This is a genomic window from Nonomuraea sp. NPDC050328, assembly GCF_044459405.1.
In the GTDB taxonomy this organism is placed as follows: Bacteria; Actinomycetota; Actinomycetes; order Streptosporangiales; family Streptosporangiaceae; genus Nonomuraea.
The window spans coordinates 21,619-37,783 of the sequence record NZ_JBITIW010000008.1 but is presented as its reverse complement, the minus strand read 5'-3'; the positions used below and the strand labels follow the sequence as shown (position 1 = coordinate 37,783).

At 72.0% G+C, this 16,165-nt stretch carries 13 protein-coding genes; 8 read left to right on the top strand and 5 right to left on the bottom strand.

Translation table 11 applies throughout. The annotated features are described in order from the left end of the window. Positions 1-9 precede the first annotated feature (9 nt). The gene (locus ACIBG7_RS27760) at positions 10-1,146 is read right to left on the bottom strand and encodes a hypothetical protein (protein WP_397338153.1); all 1,137 of its coding nucleotides are present in this window, start codon (positions 1,144-1,146) and stop codon (positions 10-12) included. Between the two features lie 78 nt (positions 1,147-1,224). On the opposite strand from ACIBG7_RS27760, the gene ACIBG7_RS27755 reads away from it, so the two are divergent. The 5 genes from ACIBG7_RS27755 (at position 1,225) to mug (ending at position 8,339) form a co-directional block, all read left to right on the top strand. Continuing rightward, the gene (locus ACIBG7_RS27755) at positions 1,225-2,139 is read left to right on the top strand and encodes an LLM class F420-dependent oxidoreductase (RefSeq protein WP_357921310.1); all 915 of its coding nucleotides are present in this window, start codon (positions 1,225-1,227) and stop codon (positions 2,137-2,139) included. 50 nt (positions 2,140-2,189) lie between these two features. Continuing rightward, positions 2,190-3,752: a 3' terminal RNA ribose 2'-O-methyltransferase Hen1 gene (locus tag ACIBG7_RS27750; RefSeq protein WP_397338152.1), complete on the top strand. Its 1,563-nt coding sequence runs from the start codon at positions 2,190-2,192 to the stop codon at positions 3,750-3,752. Further along, positions 3,745-6,306, top strand: a complete 2,562-nt coding sequence (locus tag ACIBG7_RS27745) for a polynucleotide kinase-phosphatase (RefSeq protein WP_397338151.1) — start codon at positions 3,745-3,747, stop codon at positions 6,304-6,306. The genes ACIBG7_RS27750 and ACIBG7_RS27745 overlap by 8 nt, the downstream gene beginning before the upstream one ends. Positions 6,307-6,392: 86 nt before the next feature. Further along, positions 6,393-7,796: a sugar porter family MFS transporter gene (locus ACIBG7_RS27740; protein ID WP_357921304.1), complete on the top strand. Its 1,404-nt coding sequence runs from the start codon at positions 6,393-6,395 to the stop codon at positions 7,794-7,796. Positions 7,797-7,826: 30 nt separating this feature from the next. Beyond that, positions 7,827-8,339, top strand: a complete 513-nt coding sequence (gene mug / locus ACIBG7_RS27735) for a G/U mismatch-specific DNA glycosylase (RefSeq protein ID WP_397338150.1) — start codon at positions 7,827-7,829, stop codon at positions 8,337-8,339. Here mug and ACIBG7_RS27730 read toward each other — a convergent pair. Together ACIBG7_RS27730 and ACIBG7_RS27725 are read right to left on the bottom strand one after the other, a co-directional pair. Then, positions 8,336-9,040, bottom strand: a complete 705-nt coding sequence (locus tag ACIBG7_RS27730) for a DUF1707 domain-containing protein (RefSeq protein ID WP_397338149.1) — start codon at positions 9,038-9,040, stop codon at positions 8,336-8,338. The two genes, mug and ACIBG7_RS27730, sit on opposite strands and share 4 nt — an antisense overlap. A 7-nt stretch (positions 9,041-9,047) precedes the next feature. After that, positions 9,048-9,785, bottom strand: a complete 738-nt coding sequence (locus ACIBG7_RS27725) for a PadR family transcriptional regulator (protein WP_397338148.1) — start codon at positions 9,783-9,785, stop codon at positions 9,048-9,050. A gap of 403 nt (positions 9,786-10,188) precedes the next feature. On the opposite strand from ACIBG7_RS27725, the gene ACIBG7_RS27720 reads away from it, so the two are divergent. Then, a complete protein-coding gene (locus ACIBG7_RS27720) occupies positions 10,189-10,917 on the top strand; it encodes a metal-dependent hydrolase (protein WP_397338147.1) in 729 nt (242 codons plus the stop codon). Positions 10,918-10,981: 64 nt separating this feature from the next. Here the strand turns inward: ACIBG7_RS27720 and ACIBG7_RS27715 are convergent, their stop codons facing one another. Further along, positions 10,982-11,482, bottom strand: a complete 501-nt coding sequence (locus ACIBG7_RS27715; protein WP_357921290.1) for a hypothetical protein — start codon at positions 11,480-11,482, stop codon at positions 10,982-10,984. Positions 11,483-11,784: 302 nt separating this feature from the next. Between ACIBG7_RS27715 and acnA the strand changes: the two genes are divergently transcribed. Further along, positions 11,785-14,511, top strand: a complete 2,727-nt coding sequence (acnA, locus tag ACIBG7_RS27710) for an aconitate hydratase AcnA (protein ID WP_397338146.1) — start codon at positions 11,785-11,787, stop codon at positions 14,509-14,511. 64 nt (positions 14,512-14,575) lie between these two features. On the opposite strand, the gene ACIBG7_RS27705 is transcribed toward acnA, so the two are convergent. Beyond that, on the bottom strand, positions 14,576-15,304 hold the full coding sequence (locus ACIBG7_RS27705) for a neutral zinc metallopeptidase (RefSeq protein ID WP_397338145.1): 729 nt from the start codon (positions 15,302-15,304) through the stop codon (positions 14,576-14,578). Between the two features lie 100 nt (positions 15,305-15,404). Between ACIBG7_RS27705 and ACIBG7_RS27700 the strand changes: the two genes are divergently transcribed. Then, positions 15,405-16,124 (top strand): sulfite exporter TauE/SafE family protein, encoded by a 720-nt coding sequence (locus tag ACIBG7_RS27700; RefSeq protein WP_397338144.1) that lies wholly within the window; start codon positions 15,405-15,407, stop codon positions 16,122-16,124. Positions 16,125-16,165 lie beyond the last annotated feature (41 nt).

Here is a 16,165-nt window from a genome sequence, read left to right as displayed (position 1 = left end):
CGGGCCAGTCTAGCCGCGGGCGCGAGCCAGAATGCCGGGTATATCCCCTGATGGTACGGCTCCGCGCACCGAGAGCCACGCCAGGCCGTACCGCGCGGCGAACACCGCCAGCTTGCGCGCGTCCAGCTCGCTGAGGTCGCCCGGCGCGGCCAGGACCGGCGTCACCGCGATCCGCCGCCACGCCTGGGCCGGGTCGTCGCCCGTCGCCAGCGCCACCGCGGCGTTCGCCTTCCGCAGGTCCGCGGCCAGGCGGCGCATCCGGCCGTCGGGAGCCGACTGCGGCTCCATGGGGGCGAGCAGGTTCACCGTGTCCACGGTCGCGCCCGCCTGGGTGGTGAGGCGCACGACCTGTCCGGCCTGGTCGAGGGGGAGGGTGAAGGTGACGTGCAGCCGCTTGCCCTGGGTTCTGGCCTCGGTCTGGAGTGCGCGCAGGGCTTCGGCGCGGCGGAGGGTGGTCCTGGTGGAGGTGTCGTGGATCTCGAACGCGGCGTGGGCGGCGGTGAACGCCTGGAGGACCCGGCGGTAGGCGTTGGCCAGCAAGGGGGGTTTCGCGCAGGCGTCGGCCAGATCGCGGCTGGAGGCGGGTGAGGTGAGGGAGGCGGGTGAGGTGAGGGAGGCGGTGGAGGGGCGGGTGCGCGTTTGCGGGGAGCGGCGGGTGCCGGTCTGGGGGGATGTGGAGGTGGCCTCCGGCGGGGCGCCGAAGGCGATCAGGGGCTCGCCGCCCGCGGCCCGCAGCCGCCGGACGGTCTCGGCCAGCCGTACGCCGCTCTGATCGGTGCGCCCGCGCCACACCGGCGCGCACCCGCCGTCGCCGGCCACGACGTGGCCGAGCATGAACCAGCGCACGCCGCCGCGGCGGGCCTCGCCGGGCAGGTCGGGCACGGGCGTCCGCCCGGTGTCCACGTAGGACACGAACGTCCCGGGCACCCGCGCCACGGCCGCGCCGGACGGTAACGGCACGGGACCCGAGCGCGCGCTCACGCTGGGCCTGGGCGGCGCCCCGGCCTGGGACGCGCCCGCCCGGTCCGGCTGCGCCTGGGACGGCAGCATCCAGACGGCCGCCCCGGTCACCCCCGCGAGCGCCAGCCCCGCGAGGATGGCGAGCGAGCGGGGCAGGGTGCCGGGAGCCCGGCGATGCTCAGCCATGGCCACTCCTAGTGGCTATCCGATTACGGACCGGAACCATAGCAAGGCTTGCCGTGATACGCCCGGATAATGGGGAACATGAAGCTGCGGATCTTCACCGAGCCCCAGCAAGGGGCCACCTACGACGACCTGCTCGCCGTCGCGCAAGCCACCGAGCGCCTCGGATTCGACGCCTTCTTCCGCTCCGACCACTACCAGCGCATCGGCCAGGGCGACCCGGGCCCCGGCTCCACGGACGCCTGGATCACCCTCGCCGGGCTGGCCCGGGAGACCTCGCGCATCCGCCTCGGCACCCTGGTCACCCCGGCCACCTTCCGGCTGCCCGGCCCGCTGGCGATCAGCGTCGCGCAGGTCGACCAGATGAGCGGCGGCCGGGTCGAGTTCGGCTTCGGCACGGGCTGGTTCGACACCGAGCACAGCTCCTACGGCGTCCCGTTCCCGCCGGTCGGCGAGCGGTTCGCCCGCTTCGAGGAGCAGGTGGAGATCATCAAGGGCCTGTGGGCCGCGGAGAAGCCGTACTCCTTCGACGGCGCCCACTACCGCCTGGTCGACTCGCCCGCCCTGCCGAAGCCCGTCCAGCCCGGCGGCCCGCCGCTCATCATCGGCGGCTTCGGCCCCAAGCGCACCCCGCGCCTGGCGGCCCGGTACGCCGACGAGTACAACGTGCCCTTCCAGGCGCTGGAGACCACCGGCACCCACTTCTCCCGCGTACGGCAGGCCGCCACCGACGCCGGCCGCACCCTGGAGTACTCGGCCGCCCAGACCGTCTGCGTGGGCCGGGACGCCGCCGAACTCGACCGCCGCGCCGCGGCCATCGGCCAGCCCCTCGACGCCCTGCGCGCCACCGGCCTGGCCGGCACGCCCGCGGAGGTCGTGGACAAGATCGGCCGCTTCGGGGAGCTGGGCGCGTCCCGGATCTACCTGCAGGTTCTCGACCTGGCCGACCTGGACCACCTCGAACTCCTCGCCGCGGAGGTCCTCCCACAGGTCTGAGCACGGAAACCCGTTGGCCGCACCGCTCGCCGGTGCGGCAGACTGTGGACGTGCTGCTGACGATCTCGACGACCCGGAAACCCGCCACCGACCTGGGCTTTCTCCTGCACAAGCATCCCGGCAGAGTGCAGGAGTTCAGCCAGTCCTTCGGCACGGCCGCGGTGTTCTACCCAGAGGCCGGCGACGAACGCTGCACCGCCGCGCTCCTGCTGGACGTCGACCCCGTCAAGCTGGTCCGCAGCCGCGGGGCCTCCTCGCCGGACTTCAGCCTGTCGCAGTACGTCAACGACCGCCCCTACGCCGCCTCCTCGCTGCTCGCGGTCGCGCTGGGCGACGTCTTCCGCACGGCCCGCGCCGGGCGGTGCAAGGCCAAGCCCGAGCTCCCGGACACCGCGCTGCCCCTGGAGCTCACCCTGCCCGCGCTGCCCTGCCGGGGCGGCGCGGACCTGGCGCGGCGGTTGTTCGAGCCGCTCGGGTGGGCGGTGGAGGCGGTCGCCGTGCCGCTCGACGAGCGGTTCCCCGAGTGGGGCGACTCGCGGTACCTGTCCCTGACCCTGCGCGGGACGCTGCGGCTGGCCGATGCGCTCAACCACCTGTACGTGCTGTTGCCGGTGCTCGACGACGCCAAGCACTACTGGATCGCGCCGGACGAGGTGGACAAGCTCATCCGGGCCGCGGGCGGCTGGCTGGGGGCGCACCCCGAGCGGGGGCTGATCACGCGGCGGTACCTCGGCCGCCGGCCCACGCTGGCCCGGGCCGCGCTGGCCCGGCTGGCCGAGCTGGGCGACGAGACCGAGGAGTCGCTGGAGCCCGCCGTCGCCGAGGACGCCGCCCCCGGCGAGACCGCCCTGGACGAGGCCACCGCCTCCGAAACCGCAGCCGCCGAGCCTTCGGACGGGTCCGCGGAGCCTGCGAGCGGGTCCGCGGAGCCTGCGGACGGGTCCGCCGAGCCTGGGGTCAGGCCCAAGTCGCTCAGCCTCCAGCGCCGCGAGAGCGTCGTGGCGATGCTGGCCGAGCTGGGCGCGAGCAGCGTGCTCGACCTGGGCTGCGGCGGCGGCGAACTGGTCGGCGCCCTGCTCGCCGACCGCCGCTTCGCCCGCGTGGCCGGCACGGACGTCTCGGTCCTGGCCCTGACGATCGCCGCCCGCAAGCTCCGCCTGGACCGCATGCCCGACAGCAAGCGCGCCCGCCTGACCCTCTTCCAGTCCGCGCTGACCTACACCGACAAGCGGTTCACCGGCTACGACGCCGCGGTGCTCATGGAGGTGATCGAGCACGTCGACCCGCCCAGGCTGGCCGCGCTCGAACGTGTGGTCTTCGGCCACGCCGCCCCCGGCCATGTGCTCGTCACGACCCCGAACGTCGAGTACAACGTCCGGTACGAGTCCCTGGTCGGCCTGCGGCACAAGGACCACCGCTTCGAGTGGTCCCGGGCCGAGTTCCGCGACTGGGCCGGCCGGGCCGCCGCGCAGTACGGCTACCAGGTGAGCTACCGCCCGGTCGGCGAGGAGGACCCCGAGCTGGGCCCGCCCACCCAGATGGCGGTGTTCAGCAAGCTGACCCCGGCCGACGCCGAGACGGTCACCGACACGAAGGACGGCTCCCGTGGCTGAGATCCGAGTCCCCGAGCTCTCCCTGGTCGTCCTGGTGGGAGTCTCCGGCAGCGGCAAGTCCACCTTCGCCGCGAAGCACTTCAAGCCCACCCAGGTGATCTCCTCGGACTACTGCCGTGGCCTGGTCTCCGACGACGAGAACGACCAGAGCGCCACCCCGCAGGCGTTCGAGCTGCTGCACCACATCGTGGGCGTCCGCCTGGCCAGGGGCCTGCTGACCGTGGTCGACGCCACCAACGTGCAGTACGAGGCCCGCAAATCCCTGATCGACCTGGCCAAGCGGCACGACGTGCTGGCCGAGGCGATCGTCCTGGACGTCTCCGACGAGATCGCCATCGCCCGCAACGAGTCCCGGCCCGACCGCGACTTCGGCGCGGGCGTGGTGATCCGCCAGCGCAAGGACCTGCGCCGCTCGCTCAGCCGGATCAACCGCGACGGCTTCCGCAAGGTGCACGTCCTGCGCGGCCAGGAGCAGATCGACGCCACCACGATCGGCTACGACAAGTCCTGGTCGAACAAGAAGGACCTCACCGGGCCGTTCGACATCATCGGTGACGTGCACGGCTGCCGCTCGGAGCTGGAGACGCTGCTGGAGCGGCTCGGCTGGGAGCCCGTGCGCGACGCCGAGGGCAGGTGGACCGACGCCTCGCACCCCGCCGGCCGCACCGCGGTGTTCGTCGGCGACCTGGTCGACCGCGGACCGGACACGCCGGGCGTGCTGCGCCTGGTGATGTCCATGGTCGCCGCGGGCCGGGCGATCTGCGTCGCGGGCAACCACGAGCAGAAGCTGGTGCGCGCGCTCAACGGCCGCAAGGTCCGGGTCGCGCACGGCCTGCAGGAGTCGCTCGACCAGCTCGCCGCGGCCGATCCGGTCTTCGTCGAGGACGCCCGGATCTTCATGGACGGCCTGCTCAGCCACTACCTGCTCGACGGCGGCAACCTGGTCGTCGCGCACGCGGGGCTCAAGGAGTCCTACCACGGGCGCGCGTCGGGCCGCGTGCGCAGCTTCGCGCTGTACGGGGACACGACCGGGGAGACCGACGAGTACGGCCTGCCGGTGCGTTACCCGTGGGCGCAGGAGTACCGCGGCCGGGCGATGGTCGTCTACGGGCACACGCCCACGATCAAGCCGGAGTGGATCAACAACACGATCTGCCTCGACACCGGGGTGGTCTTCGGCGGCGAGCTCACCGCGCTGCGCTACCCGGAGCGCGAGCTGGTCTCGGTGCCCGCCGAGCAGATGTGGTACGAGCCGGTCAAGCCGCTGTCCGCGCCCGGCTACCGCGACCCCGGCACCCTGGACATCAACGACGTCCAGGGCACCCGGCACATCGAGACCAGGTACGGCGGCCGCATCAAGATCCAGGAGGTGAACGCGGCGACCGCGCTGGAGGTCATGAGCCGGTTCGCCGTCGACCCGCGCTGGCTGCTGTATCTGCCGCCGACCATGGCCCCGCCCCAGACCTCTCCGCTCGACGGCTACCTGGAGCACCCGCACGAGGCGTTCGAGGAGTTCGCCGCCGCGGGGGTGACGGAGGTCGTGTGCGAGGAGAAGCACATGGGCTCGCGGGCGATAGCCGTACTGACCAGGACCCCCGAGGTCGCGGCGGCGCGCTTCGGGATCACCGACGGCAGCAGCGGCTCGGTCTACACCCGCACCGGGCGGCCCTTCTTCGCCGACACCGGCCCTCTGGTCGAGCGGCTGCGGGAGGCGGTCGCGCCGCTCTGGAAGGCGCTCGACTCCGACTGGGTGATCCTGGACTGCGAGCTCCTGCCCTGGTCGGCCAAGGCGCTCGACCTGATCCGCACGCAGTACGCCTCCGTCGGCGCCGCCGCCGGGGCCGCGCTGCCCGAGGCGGTCGCCGCGCTCACGGCGGCAGCCGGACGCGGCCTGGATGTGGGCGGGTTGCTGGACCGCGCCCGACGTCGCCAGGACAACGCTGCCCTGTTCCGCGACGCCTATGCGCGTTACTGCTGGCCCGTCGACGGGCTGGAGGGGATACGGCTGGCGCCCTTCCAGATCCTGGCGTGCGAGGGGCGGGCGAGCGCGCTGGAGCCGCACGCCTGGCACCTGTCGACGCTCGGGCTGCTCGACCACGAGCTGATCACGCCCACCCGCCACCGTTTCGTCACCCTCGGCTCGGCCGAGTCGAGGGCGGCGGCCACCGCGTGGTGGGAGGAGCTCACCGCAGGCGGCGGCGAGGGCATGGTCGTCAAGCCCGCCGTGCAGCCGCCGACCGGCCGCGTCCAGCCCGCCGAGGGCACTCAGCCGGACGGCGCGCCGCCCAAGCGTCCGCCCGCGCGGGTGCAGCCGGGGGTCAAGGTTCGTGGCCGCGAGTACCTGCGGATCATCTACGGCCCCGACTACACCGACTCCCTCGACCTGCTGCGCCGGCGTTTCCTCGGCAAGAAGCGCTCGCTCGCCCTGCGCGAGCACGCGCTGGGTCTGGAGGCGCTGGCCCGCCTGGCCGACGGCGACCCGCTGTGGCGGATCCACGAGCCGGTCTTCGGCGTGCTGGCCCTGGAGTCGGAGCCGGTCGACCCGCGCCTGTGAACCCGCGGCCGGGTGTGGTCAAGGTTCGGTCATCGATCACGTACAGAGAGTGACGAACGGGTAGGTCCCTCGCGAGGGGGACCTACATGGCAACGACTCAGCCCGGCCGGCAGGAGCACCTGCGGCACGTCGTGTTCATCGCAGCGGCGGCCGCGTTGGGCGGTTTCCTGTTCGGCTACGACAGCTCGGTGATCAACGGCGCGGTCACCGGCATCCAGAAGCACTTCGACGTGGGCGCGGTCGAGACCGGCTTCGTGGTCGCCATCGCGTTGCTGGGCTCGGCGGTCGGCGCGTGGTTCGCGGGCGGGCTGGCCGACCGGTGGGGCCGCACCCGGACGATGCAGATCGCCGCCGTGCTGTTCGCGGTGAGCTCGATCGGGCAGATGCTGCCGTTCGCGATCTGGGACCTGGCGATCTGGCGCGTGCTGGCCGGCGCGGCGATCGGCATGGCCTCGGTGCTGGGCCCGGCCTACATCGCGGAGGTGGCCCCGGCGGCCTACCGCGGGCGGTTGGGCTCCTTCCAGCAACTGGCGATCGTGCTGGGCATCGCGGTGTCGCAGCTCGTCAACTACGGCATCGCCCAGGTGGCGGGCGGGAACGTGAACAACGTCCTGTGGGGCCTGGAGGCCTGGCAGTGGATGCTGGGCGCGTGCCTGATCCCGGCGCTGGCCTACCTGCTGTTCGCGTCGATCATCCCGGAGTCCCCGCGCTTCCTGGTCTCGGTGGGGCGCAACGCCGAGGCCCGCGAGGTGCTGGCCAAGGTCGAGAACAGCGACGTGGACCTCGACGCCCAGGTGCGCGAGATCCAGAGCGTGCTGCTGCGCTCGAAGGCGCCGACCCTGCGCGACCTGCGCGGCTCGGCGCTGGGCCTGCTGCCGATCGTCTGGATCGGCATCGGCCTCTCGGTCTTCCAGCAGCTCGTCGGCATCAACGTGATCTTCTACTACTCCTCGTCGCTGTGGCAGTCGGTCGGCATCGACCAGAGCCAGTCGCTGCTGATCAGCGTGATCAGCGCGGCGATCAACATCGTCGGCACGCTGATCGCGATCTCGCTGGTGGACCGGGTCGGGCGCAAGCCGCTGCTGCTGATCGGCTCGGCGGGCATGGCCCTGTCCCTGGGCACGGCGGCGTGGGCGTTCAGCGCGGCGGTCGGCACGGGCGACGACGTGCGGCTGCCCGACCCGCAGGGCACGATCGCGCTGGTGGCGGCCAACCTGTTCGTGCTGTTCTTCGCCCTGTCGTGGGGTGTGGTGGTCTGGGTGCTGCTGGGGGAGATGTTCCCCAACCGGATCCGCGCCGCCGCGCTCTCGGTCGCGGCGGCCGCGCAGTGGGTGGCCAACTGGGCGGTCACCGTGTCGTTCCCGCGGCTGTCGGAGTGGAACCTGCCGATGACCTACCTGGGGTACGCGATCTTCGCCGCGCTCTCCTTCCTCTTCGTGACGAAGTTCGTGAAGGAGACGAAGGGCCGCAGGCTCGAAGACATGGGCTGAACGCCGGCGGCCGGCCCGTAGGCTGGGGCGGTGATCGAGGATGTGCTGGGGCCCGACCTGGACGTGCTGTTCTGCGGCATCAACCCCGGGCTGATGTCCGAGGCCACCGGGCACCACTTCGCCCGGCCGGGCAACCGCTTCTGGCCCGCCCTGCACCTCAGCGGCTTCACCCCGCGCCGCCTCACGCCCGCCGAGCAGCACCTGCTGCCGGGCTTCGGGCTCGGCATCACCAACATCGTCGCCCGGCCCAGCGCCACCGCCGCCGAGCTGACCGCCGAGGAGCTGCGCGAGGGCGGGGTACGGCTGGCGCGGCTCGTGGCGGAGGTCCGGCCCGTGGTGCTCGCCGTGCTCGGGATCTCGGCGTACCGTACGGCTTTCGCCCGGCCCAAGGCGGCGATCGGGCCCCAGGACGTGCAGGTCGGCGGGGCGAAGGTGTGGGTGCTGCCCAACCCCAGCGGGCTCAACGCGCACTGGCGGCTGGAGGGGATCGCGGACCAGCTCCGGCTGCTCAGGAAGCAGGTCGAGCTGGCCCGCGGCCGTTAGGACCTGGCCTGCCGTACCCGGCGGACGGTGTGGAAGACCATCGAGCCGATCCACAGCGCCAGCAGGACCTTGAGCACCCCGAACCCACCGAAGATCAGCCCGGCGGCCAGGGCGAGGAGCAGGAGGGGCACGAACGGGCCCGGCCCGCGCCGGGGTCCCCACGGATACCCCGGCCGGCCGCGACGGCGGCTCATGGGGCCGCCCCAGCCTGCGCCCTGACTCCAGGCGGCCGCGTCGTGGGGCCAGGGGGTGTGCCGGCGCCGGGCGTGCGCCTCGTGACGGAGGCGGCGCATCTCCTGGCGGTGGGCGCGCAGGGCCGCGCGCCAGGCGTCCCGGTCGGCGGGGGGCCAGGCCAGCCCGTGGCGCTCGGCCTCCTCCCGCCAGGCGGCGAACCGCTCCGGCGCGTGCTGCCACGGCCCGGGAAGGCCTGGGAAGCCGGACGAGCCGGGGGACCCGGGGAGACCGGGGAGACCGGGGAGCGGGGGAGGCCCGGGGTGGAAGGGGCGCGCGCCGGGACCGGAGGTGGGACCGGGGAGGTCGGTGGTGGCGCGGGAGAGCTCGCTCGCGGTCTTGGACGTGAGCGCGAGTTCGAGCCGTTCGTCGAGTTCCTCACGAGTGAGGCGGCCCTGCGCGTAGTGCTCGCGCAGGGCGGCCGTCACCTGGTCGCGCTCGGCGTCGCCGATGCGCAGCTCGCCGCTCATGCCGCGGTCACTCCTCGTCGCCGTCGCCGTCGGCGAGGATCTGGTAGAGCTTGCGCCGCGTGTCGCTGAGCGCCTTGCGGGCCTCGCGGATCTGGGCCTCGGACCCGGTCTGCAGGATCTGCATCATCGCGAACGCCGACTGGCGGGCGATGTCCCACAGGTCGGCGGTGTTGTCGTCGATGTCGGGCCGCATCTCGTCCCAGGGCGCGCGGACCTCGTCGGCGTGCTCGGCGATGTAGGCCAGCCCGGTCTCGGTGAGGCGGAAGGTCTTGCGGCCCTCGGCCTCCTCCGCGATGACGAGGCCCTCGTCGGTGAGTTGCTGGAGGGCCGGGTAGACGGCGCCGGGGCTGGGCTTCCAGCCGCCTTCGCTGCGCTGGGCGATCTCCTGGATGATCTGGTACCCGTTGCGCGGCTCCTCCGACAGCAGGGCGAGGATCGCGGCGCGCACGTCGCCGCGCTTGGCCTTGCGGCCCCGCCCGCCCCAGCCGCCGTGGCGGGGACCGAACGGCCCGCCCGGTCCGCCCCAGGGCCCGCGACCGAAGTCGAACGGGAAGGGGCCGGGTCCGCGCCGGCCGCGGTGCCGGTGCTCGTGGGGGCCGCCCTCGTGGTGCGGGTGCGGGTGCGGACGCGGCCCCGGCGCGCCGCGCTCCCAGCTCTCGGCGATGGACCTGACGGCCTCGCGGGCCGCCCGGCGCAGTTCGCGCGGGTCGGGCCAGTGGCCTCCCATGGCGTGTGTGTGGTTCATGGTGATACTCCTTCGATCGTTCTCGATGCTTCAAAGATATATCGCTAACCAGTCGTTCGCAAGCAATCGTGTCCGAATGGATCCCGAAAAGCGGCCAACGTGAGCTACATCACGAAAAAGTCGCGGAATTGGGGAACAAGACCCGGGACGGTACCGTTGGATCAGTCAGACGAGGTCGTTCCGCGTCGGCAGGGCTGGGGGGTGCTGTCGCTGCGGTAACGACCTCGTCTTTGTTTTGCCCGGAAGACGGTCCGTCCGGGAGGTCCGGGAATCACCGGGTCGCCCCGAACGCGGGGGAGTGCTCGGGAGTGGCCGGGAAGTGACCCCGAGGTGACCGGAAAGCCTTGTGGCTAGGGCGTGCGGGGCCCGCCGGCTGTCGGTCCGGTGTCGTAGAGTGCCGATCATGATGGGGCACTCGCACGCCATGACCGGCGCGATCGGCTGGTTAGCGCTGGCGCCGGCGCTCGCGGCACTTCCGCTGCTGAACGAGTCGAGCCGGTTCATCGAGTCCGGGATCATGGCCACCGCGCTGACCCCGGCCGAGCTGATCGCCGGGGCGTTGATCTGCGCCGGCGCCGCGATGCTGCCCGACCTCGACCATCCCAGCGCGACGATCGCCCAGACCTTCGGCCCGGTCACCTGGCTGCTGAGCAAGATCGTCAACTGGGTGGCCGGCGGGCATCGCGGGATGACGCACTCCTTCGCCTTCGCCGTCGGCATGGGATTCGGCGCGCACTGGCTGGCCAACACCTACCCGATCGGGCGCGACATCCTGGTGGTGCTGATGGTCGGGCTGGCGTTAAGGGCCATCGGCATCGGCATCCCGGGCAACAAGCTGGGCTCGGCGATGGTGAACGTGGGCCTGACCGCGGGCATCTACGTCGTCTTCCGCTCGCTCGACGTGGGCTACGCGTGGATGGGCCTGGCCATCGGGCTGGGCTGCCTGATGCACGTGATCGGCGACTGCATGACGGAGAAGGGCTGCCCGGTGCTCTGGCCGCTCGGCGCCCGCTTCGTGCTGCCGTGGAAGATCGGCATCAAGACCGGGAAGAAGTTCGAGACCAAGGTGCTGGCGCCGGTGCTGTCCGTCGCCATCGTGGGGCTGCTGTTCGTCCGGCTGGCCCCCATCTAGCGGCCCGGAAGAGCGGAGGCCGGGCGCTGAGCGTGCCCGGCCTCCGGCCTTCGCGGTGCGCCGGTCAGGACAGGCGGGCGTAGAGCGTGTAGTCCGCGCCGCTCCGGGTGCCCCGGAAGACCAGCTCCTGGTAGGGCTCCTCGCCCACGGTGAAGGACTCGCGCAGGATGAGGTCGTCGGACGAGGTGACGTCGTCCTCCCAGATCTCGAAGGTCCAGGTCTCGCCGGTGGTGAAGTACATCGGCAGCGGGCCCTGCTCGCCCACCGACTTGTTGGTGTACCCGTTCGGGCAGCCCCGGACCAGGTTGATGTACCAGCAGTCGCCGGCGTTGACGTTCATCCGGTCGCGGTCGTCCGGCCACATGAGGTACTTCTTGCCCGGCGCCACCGGCGCGATGAAGAAGATGCCGATCTCGTCGTTGCCGCTCTCGTTCTGGTCGTCGACGACCAGCAGTTCGAGAGTGAGCTGGAGCCGGACGCTCGCCGAGGCCGGAGCCGGGGTGAGCGTGGTGAGCGAGAGCACGAGGGCGGTGAGCGCCGCCGCCCAGCGGGTGAGTGATCTCATGGCCCGACCGTAGGAAGGACGGCTTGGGGACCGGTTGGGTCTCGCTGGGACGGCCGCTCCGGATGAGCTCCGCAGGCCGCTGGGCCGGTGTCCGGCCAGGTGGCGGGGGCGGCGGGGGAGAGGCGCGGGCTGCTCATGATCCAGGGCGGCGGCATTTAACTTGATGTCGAGATACTTTCCGGGATATCTTGACGTCGAGACATCCGCTGCGGCCTGCGGGTTAGGGTTACCTAACGTCGTAACACCCTCCGAGGTGCGGCAGGATTTGACTGAACACAGGTCCACCGAGGAGGCGATTCACCGTGTCCGCGAACAGCTTCGGCAGCCGTGACACGCTACGCGTAGGCGATGCGTCATACGAGATTTTCCGGCTTGACGCCGTCGAGGGCTCGGCGCGCCTGCCGTACAGCCTGAAGATCCTGCTGGAGAACCTCCTCCGCACCGAGGACGGCGCCAACATCACCGCCGACCACATCCGGGCGCTGGGTGAGTGGGACCCGAACGCGACCCCGAGCGTGGAGATCCAGTTCACGCCCGCTCGCGTGATCATGCAGGACTTCACCGGCGTGCCGTGCGTGGTGGACCTGGCGACGATGCGCGAGGCCGTGCGCGACCTGGGCGGCGACCCGTCCAAGGTCAACCCGCTGGCCCCGGCCGAGCTGGTCATCGACCACTCGGTCATCGTCGACTACTTCGGCCACCCCGACTCCTTCCAGCGCAACGTGGAGCGGGAGTACGAGCGCAACCGCGAGCGCTACCAGTTCCTGCGCTGGGGCCAGACGGCCTTCGACGAGTTCAAGGTCGTGCCGCCCGGCACCGGCATCGTGCACCAGGTCAACATCGAGCACCTCGCTCGCGTCGTCATGGTCCGCGACGGCAAGGCCTACCCCGACACCTGCGTCGGCACCGACTCCCACACCACGATGGAGAACGGCATCGGCGTGCTGGGCTGGGGCGTCGGCGGCATCGAGGCCGAGGCCGCGATGCTCGGCCAGCCGATCTCCATGCTCATCCCGCGGGTGGTCGGCTTCAAGCTGACCGGCCAGCTCCCGGCCGGCGCGACCGCGACCGACCTGGTGCTGACCGTCACCGAGATGCTGCGCAAGCACGGCGTGGTCGGCAAGTTCGTCGAGTTCTACGGCGAGGGCGTCTCCAGCGTGCCGCTGGCCAACCGCGCCACGATCGGCAACATGAGCCCCGAGTTCGGCTCGACCTGCGCGATCTTCCCGATCGACGGCCAGACCACCGACTACCTGCGCCTGACCGGCCGCAGCGAGGAGCAGATCGCCCTCGTCGAGGCCTACGCCAAGGCGCAGGGCATGTGGCTGGACAGCGCGAACGAGCCGGTCTTCTCCGAGTACCTCGAGCTCGACCTCGGCACCGTCGTGCCGTCGATCGCCGGCCCGAAGCGCCCGCAGGACCGCATCGCGCTGACCGACGCCAAGGAGACCTGGCGCCGCGACGTGCAGGTCTTCGTGCCCGACGCGCTCGACGAGGAGGGCGTGGAGTCCTTCCCGGCCTCCGACCCGCCCGCGTCCAACGCGCAGGCCAACGGCTTCCGGCCGCACAAGCCGGTCCCGGTGACGCTGGCCGACGGCACGAGCTTGGAGATCGACCACGGCATCGTCTCGATCGCCGCGATCACGAGCTGCACCAACACCTCCAACCCGTACGTGATGCTGGGCGCGGCGCTGCTGGCCCGCAACGCGGTGGAGAAGGGCCTGACCCGCAAGCCGTGGGTCAAGACCTCGCTCGCCCCGGGCTCCCAGGTCGTCACCGGCTACTTCGAGCGCTCCGGCCTCCAGCCGTACCTCGACAAGATCGGCTTCAACCTGGTCGGCTACGGCTGCACCACCTGCATCGGCAACTCGGGCCCGCTGCCCGAGGAGATCTCGGCGGCCATCCAGCAGCACGACCTCGCGGTCACCGCGGTGCTGTCGGGCAACCGCAACTTCGAGGGCCGCATCAACCCCGACGTGAAGATGAACTACCTGGCCTCGCCGCCGCTGGTGGTCGCCTACGCGCTGGCCGGCACGATGGACATCGACCTCGACAACGAGCCGCTGGGCGTCGGCTCCGACGGCGAGCCGGTCTTCCTCAAGGACATCTGGCCCTCCCCGCAGGAGGTGTCCGAGGTCGTGAGCACCTCGATCGACCGCGAGATGTTCGCCGCCGACTACGCCGACGTCTTCAAGGGCGACGAGACCTGGCGCTCGCTGCCGATCCCGACCGGCAACACCTTCGAGTGGGACGCCGAGTCGACCTACGTCCGCAAGCCCCCGTACTTCGAGGGCATGCCGGAGAAGCCGGAGCCGGTGACCGACATCGCCGGCGCGCGCGTGCTGGTCAAGGTGGGCGACTCGGTCACCACCGACCACATCTCCCCGGCCGGTTCGATCAAGGTCGGCACCCCGGCCGCGACGTACCTCCAGGAGAACGGCGTCGCCGTCAAGGACTTCAACTCGTACGGCTCGCGCCGGGGCAACCACGAGGTGATGATCCGCGGCACCTTCGCCAACATCCGGCTGCGCAACCAGATCGCGCCGGGCACCGAGGGCGGCTACACCCGCGACTTCACCCAGGGCGAGGGCCCGGTGTCGTTCATCTACGACGCCTCGGTCAACTACCAGGCCGCCGGCACCCCGCTGGTCGTCCTGGCGGGCAAGGAGTACGGCTCGGGTTCGAGCCGTGACTGGGCGGCCAAGGGCACCGCGCTGCTCGGCGTCCGCGCCGTCATCGCCGAGTCCTACGAGCGCATCCACCGCTCGAACCTGATCGGCATGGGCGTGCTGCCGCTGCAGTACCCCGAGGGCCAGAGCGCCGAGACGTTCGGTTTGACCGGCGAGGAGGTCTTCGACATCACCGGTGTCGAGGAGCTCAACTCCGGCACCATCCCCTCGACCGTCCACGTCAAGGCGGGTGACGTCGAGTTCGACGCGGTCGTGCGCATCGACACCCCCGGCGAGGCCGACTACTACCGGCACGGCGGCATCATGCAGTACGTGCTGCGCTCGCTGCTGGCCAAGTAGCCACGTCCGACGGCGATGGCCCGGCGCGCACCGCGCCGGGCCATCGGTGTGTCCGGGGCCGGAATCAGGTGATCTTGGCGGCGGGGGCGCTCCACGTGTCGCACGAGCCGCCCGCGAAGCCGCGCTTGAGCCACGCGCCGCGGGTCTTGCCCGAGCCGTGCGTGGGCTGGTCGTCCAGCCAGTCGCCGCGGCTCGACTCCTCGACCAGCGCCGCCCAGTCCGCGGCCGTGCCGCCCGTGGACGCCCACACCGAGCCCAGGAACGCCCCGGCCAGGCAGTCGGCCTGCAGCTCGTAACGGCGGCGGAACTCCAGGGCCTTGGGCTTGGCCACCGGCCTGGCCGGGGACCAGGTGCCGGCGAGCCGCTGGAGGTGGTGACCGTACTCGTGGGCCATGACCTTGAGCGGGAACAGGTCCTCGCGGCCCTCGATCCACGGGCCGAACAGCGGCAGCACCAGGGTGCGCGGCTTGATGCAGTAGAAGGCCCAGGCGCCCTCGGGCCACGCGCCGCCGCAGATCTCCGAGCGCGGCTCGGCCAGGTAGAGCACCTTCGGCCGGGCGAAGCTCGCGCCCGCCCGCTTGAAATGGGCCGACCACGCGCGTTCCAGGCACTTCAAGACCGCCCGCGCGTACGGCTCCGCCTCGGTGACGCCGCCCTGCGTCAAGGCGGGCGTACGGCAGGCCGTGGCGGGCGGTTTCCCGGCCAGCGGGTCCCGGGCGGCCGCGGCGGGCCCGGCGGGCAGGAGGACGACGAGGGAGCCGGCCGCGGCCAGCAGGGGGAGTCGGCGAAGCACGGCGGGGAGCCTATCGGACCTTTCCCCCGCGACGGCAGCCCCGGCCGGACAGGGCCCCGCGCGATCGTCGGGTGGGGCGGGCGGACTAGGCTCGCGGGACATGGAGTCGTTTGTCCTGATTGCAGCGGGTTTGGCAGTGCTGGTCGGGGCGATCGTCCAAGGCGGCGTCGGATTCGGGCTGGGCCTGGTGGCCGCGCCGGTGGTGACGATGCTGGACCCGGGGCTGATGCCGGGCGCGATCCAGATCGTCAACGTCACCCTGCCGCTGTTCACCCTGGCCGCCGAGTGGCGCAGGATCGACTGGCGCGGCCTCGGCTGGGCCCTGCTCGGCCGGCTGCCCGGCAGCGCGATCGGCGCGCTGATCGTGGTCTACGTCTCCGCTCAGACGCTCGGCGTGCTGGTCGGCGTGATGGTGCTGATCGCGGTCGTGCTGACCGCCCGGTCGCTCTCGGTGCCGCGCAACGGCGCCACCCTGACCGCCGCCGGATTCCTCTCGGGGATCACCGGCACCGCGACCGGCATCGGCGGGCCGCCGATCGCGCTGGTCTACCAGTCGGCCAAGGGCCCGCAGATCCGGGCGACGCTGGCCGCCTTCTTCTGCCTGAGCGCCGCGCAGTCGCTCGTGCTGCTGTGGGCGGTGGACCGGCTGCCCCGCGAGGCGGTGGTGGCGGGGCTGTCACTGGTCCCGTTCATGATCGTCGGGTTTCTGGTCTCGGGGCCGCTGCGCCGCTACCTCGACGGCGGGCGGGTGCGCGCGGCGGTGCTGGTCGTCGCCGCGGTCTCGGCCCTGGCCCTGGTGGGGCAGAGCGTGCTGCGCTAGCCGTACCGGACGGGTGGCGACCGGAGCCGCCGCCCGCCCGT

Excerpts from the sequence above, each read along its gene's own strand:
- ACIBG7_RS27730 (WP_397338149.1), bottom strand. The coding sequence starts at position 9,040 with ATGAGCGGCGAGCTGCGCATCGGCGACGCCGAGCGCGACCAGGTGACG.
- ACIBG7_RS27755 (WP_357921310.1), top strand. The coding sequence starts at position 1,225 with ATGAAGCTGCGGATCTTCACCGAGCCCCAGCAAGGGGCCACCTACGAC.
- ACIBG7_RS27740 (WP_357921304.1), top strand. The coding sequence starts at position 6,393 with ATGGCAACGACTCAGCCCGGCCGGCAGGAGCACCTGCGGCACGTCGTG.
- ACIBG7_RS27715 (WP_357921290.1), bottom strand. The coding sequence starts at position 11,482 with ATGAGATCACTCACCCGCTGGGCGGCGGCGCTCACCGCCCTCGTGCTC.
- ACIBG7_RS27700 (WP_397338144.1), top strand. The coding sequence starts at position 15,405 with ATGGAGTCGTTTGTCCTGATTGCAGCGGGTTTGGCAGTGCTGGTCGGG.
- ACIBG7_RS27725 (WP_397338148.1), bottom strand. The coding sequence starts at position 9,785 with ATGAACCACACACACGCCATGGGAGGCCACTGGCCCGACCCGCGCGAA.
- ACIBG7_RS27760 (WP_397338153.1), bottom strand. The coding sequence starts at position 1,146 with ATGGCTGAGCATCGCCGGGCTCCCGGCACCCTGCCCCGCTCGCTCGCC.
- ACIBG7_RS27720 (WP_397338147.1), top strand. The coding sequence starts at position 10,189 with ATGATGGGGCACTCGCACGCCATGACCGGCGCGATCGGCTGGTTAGCG.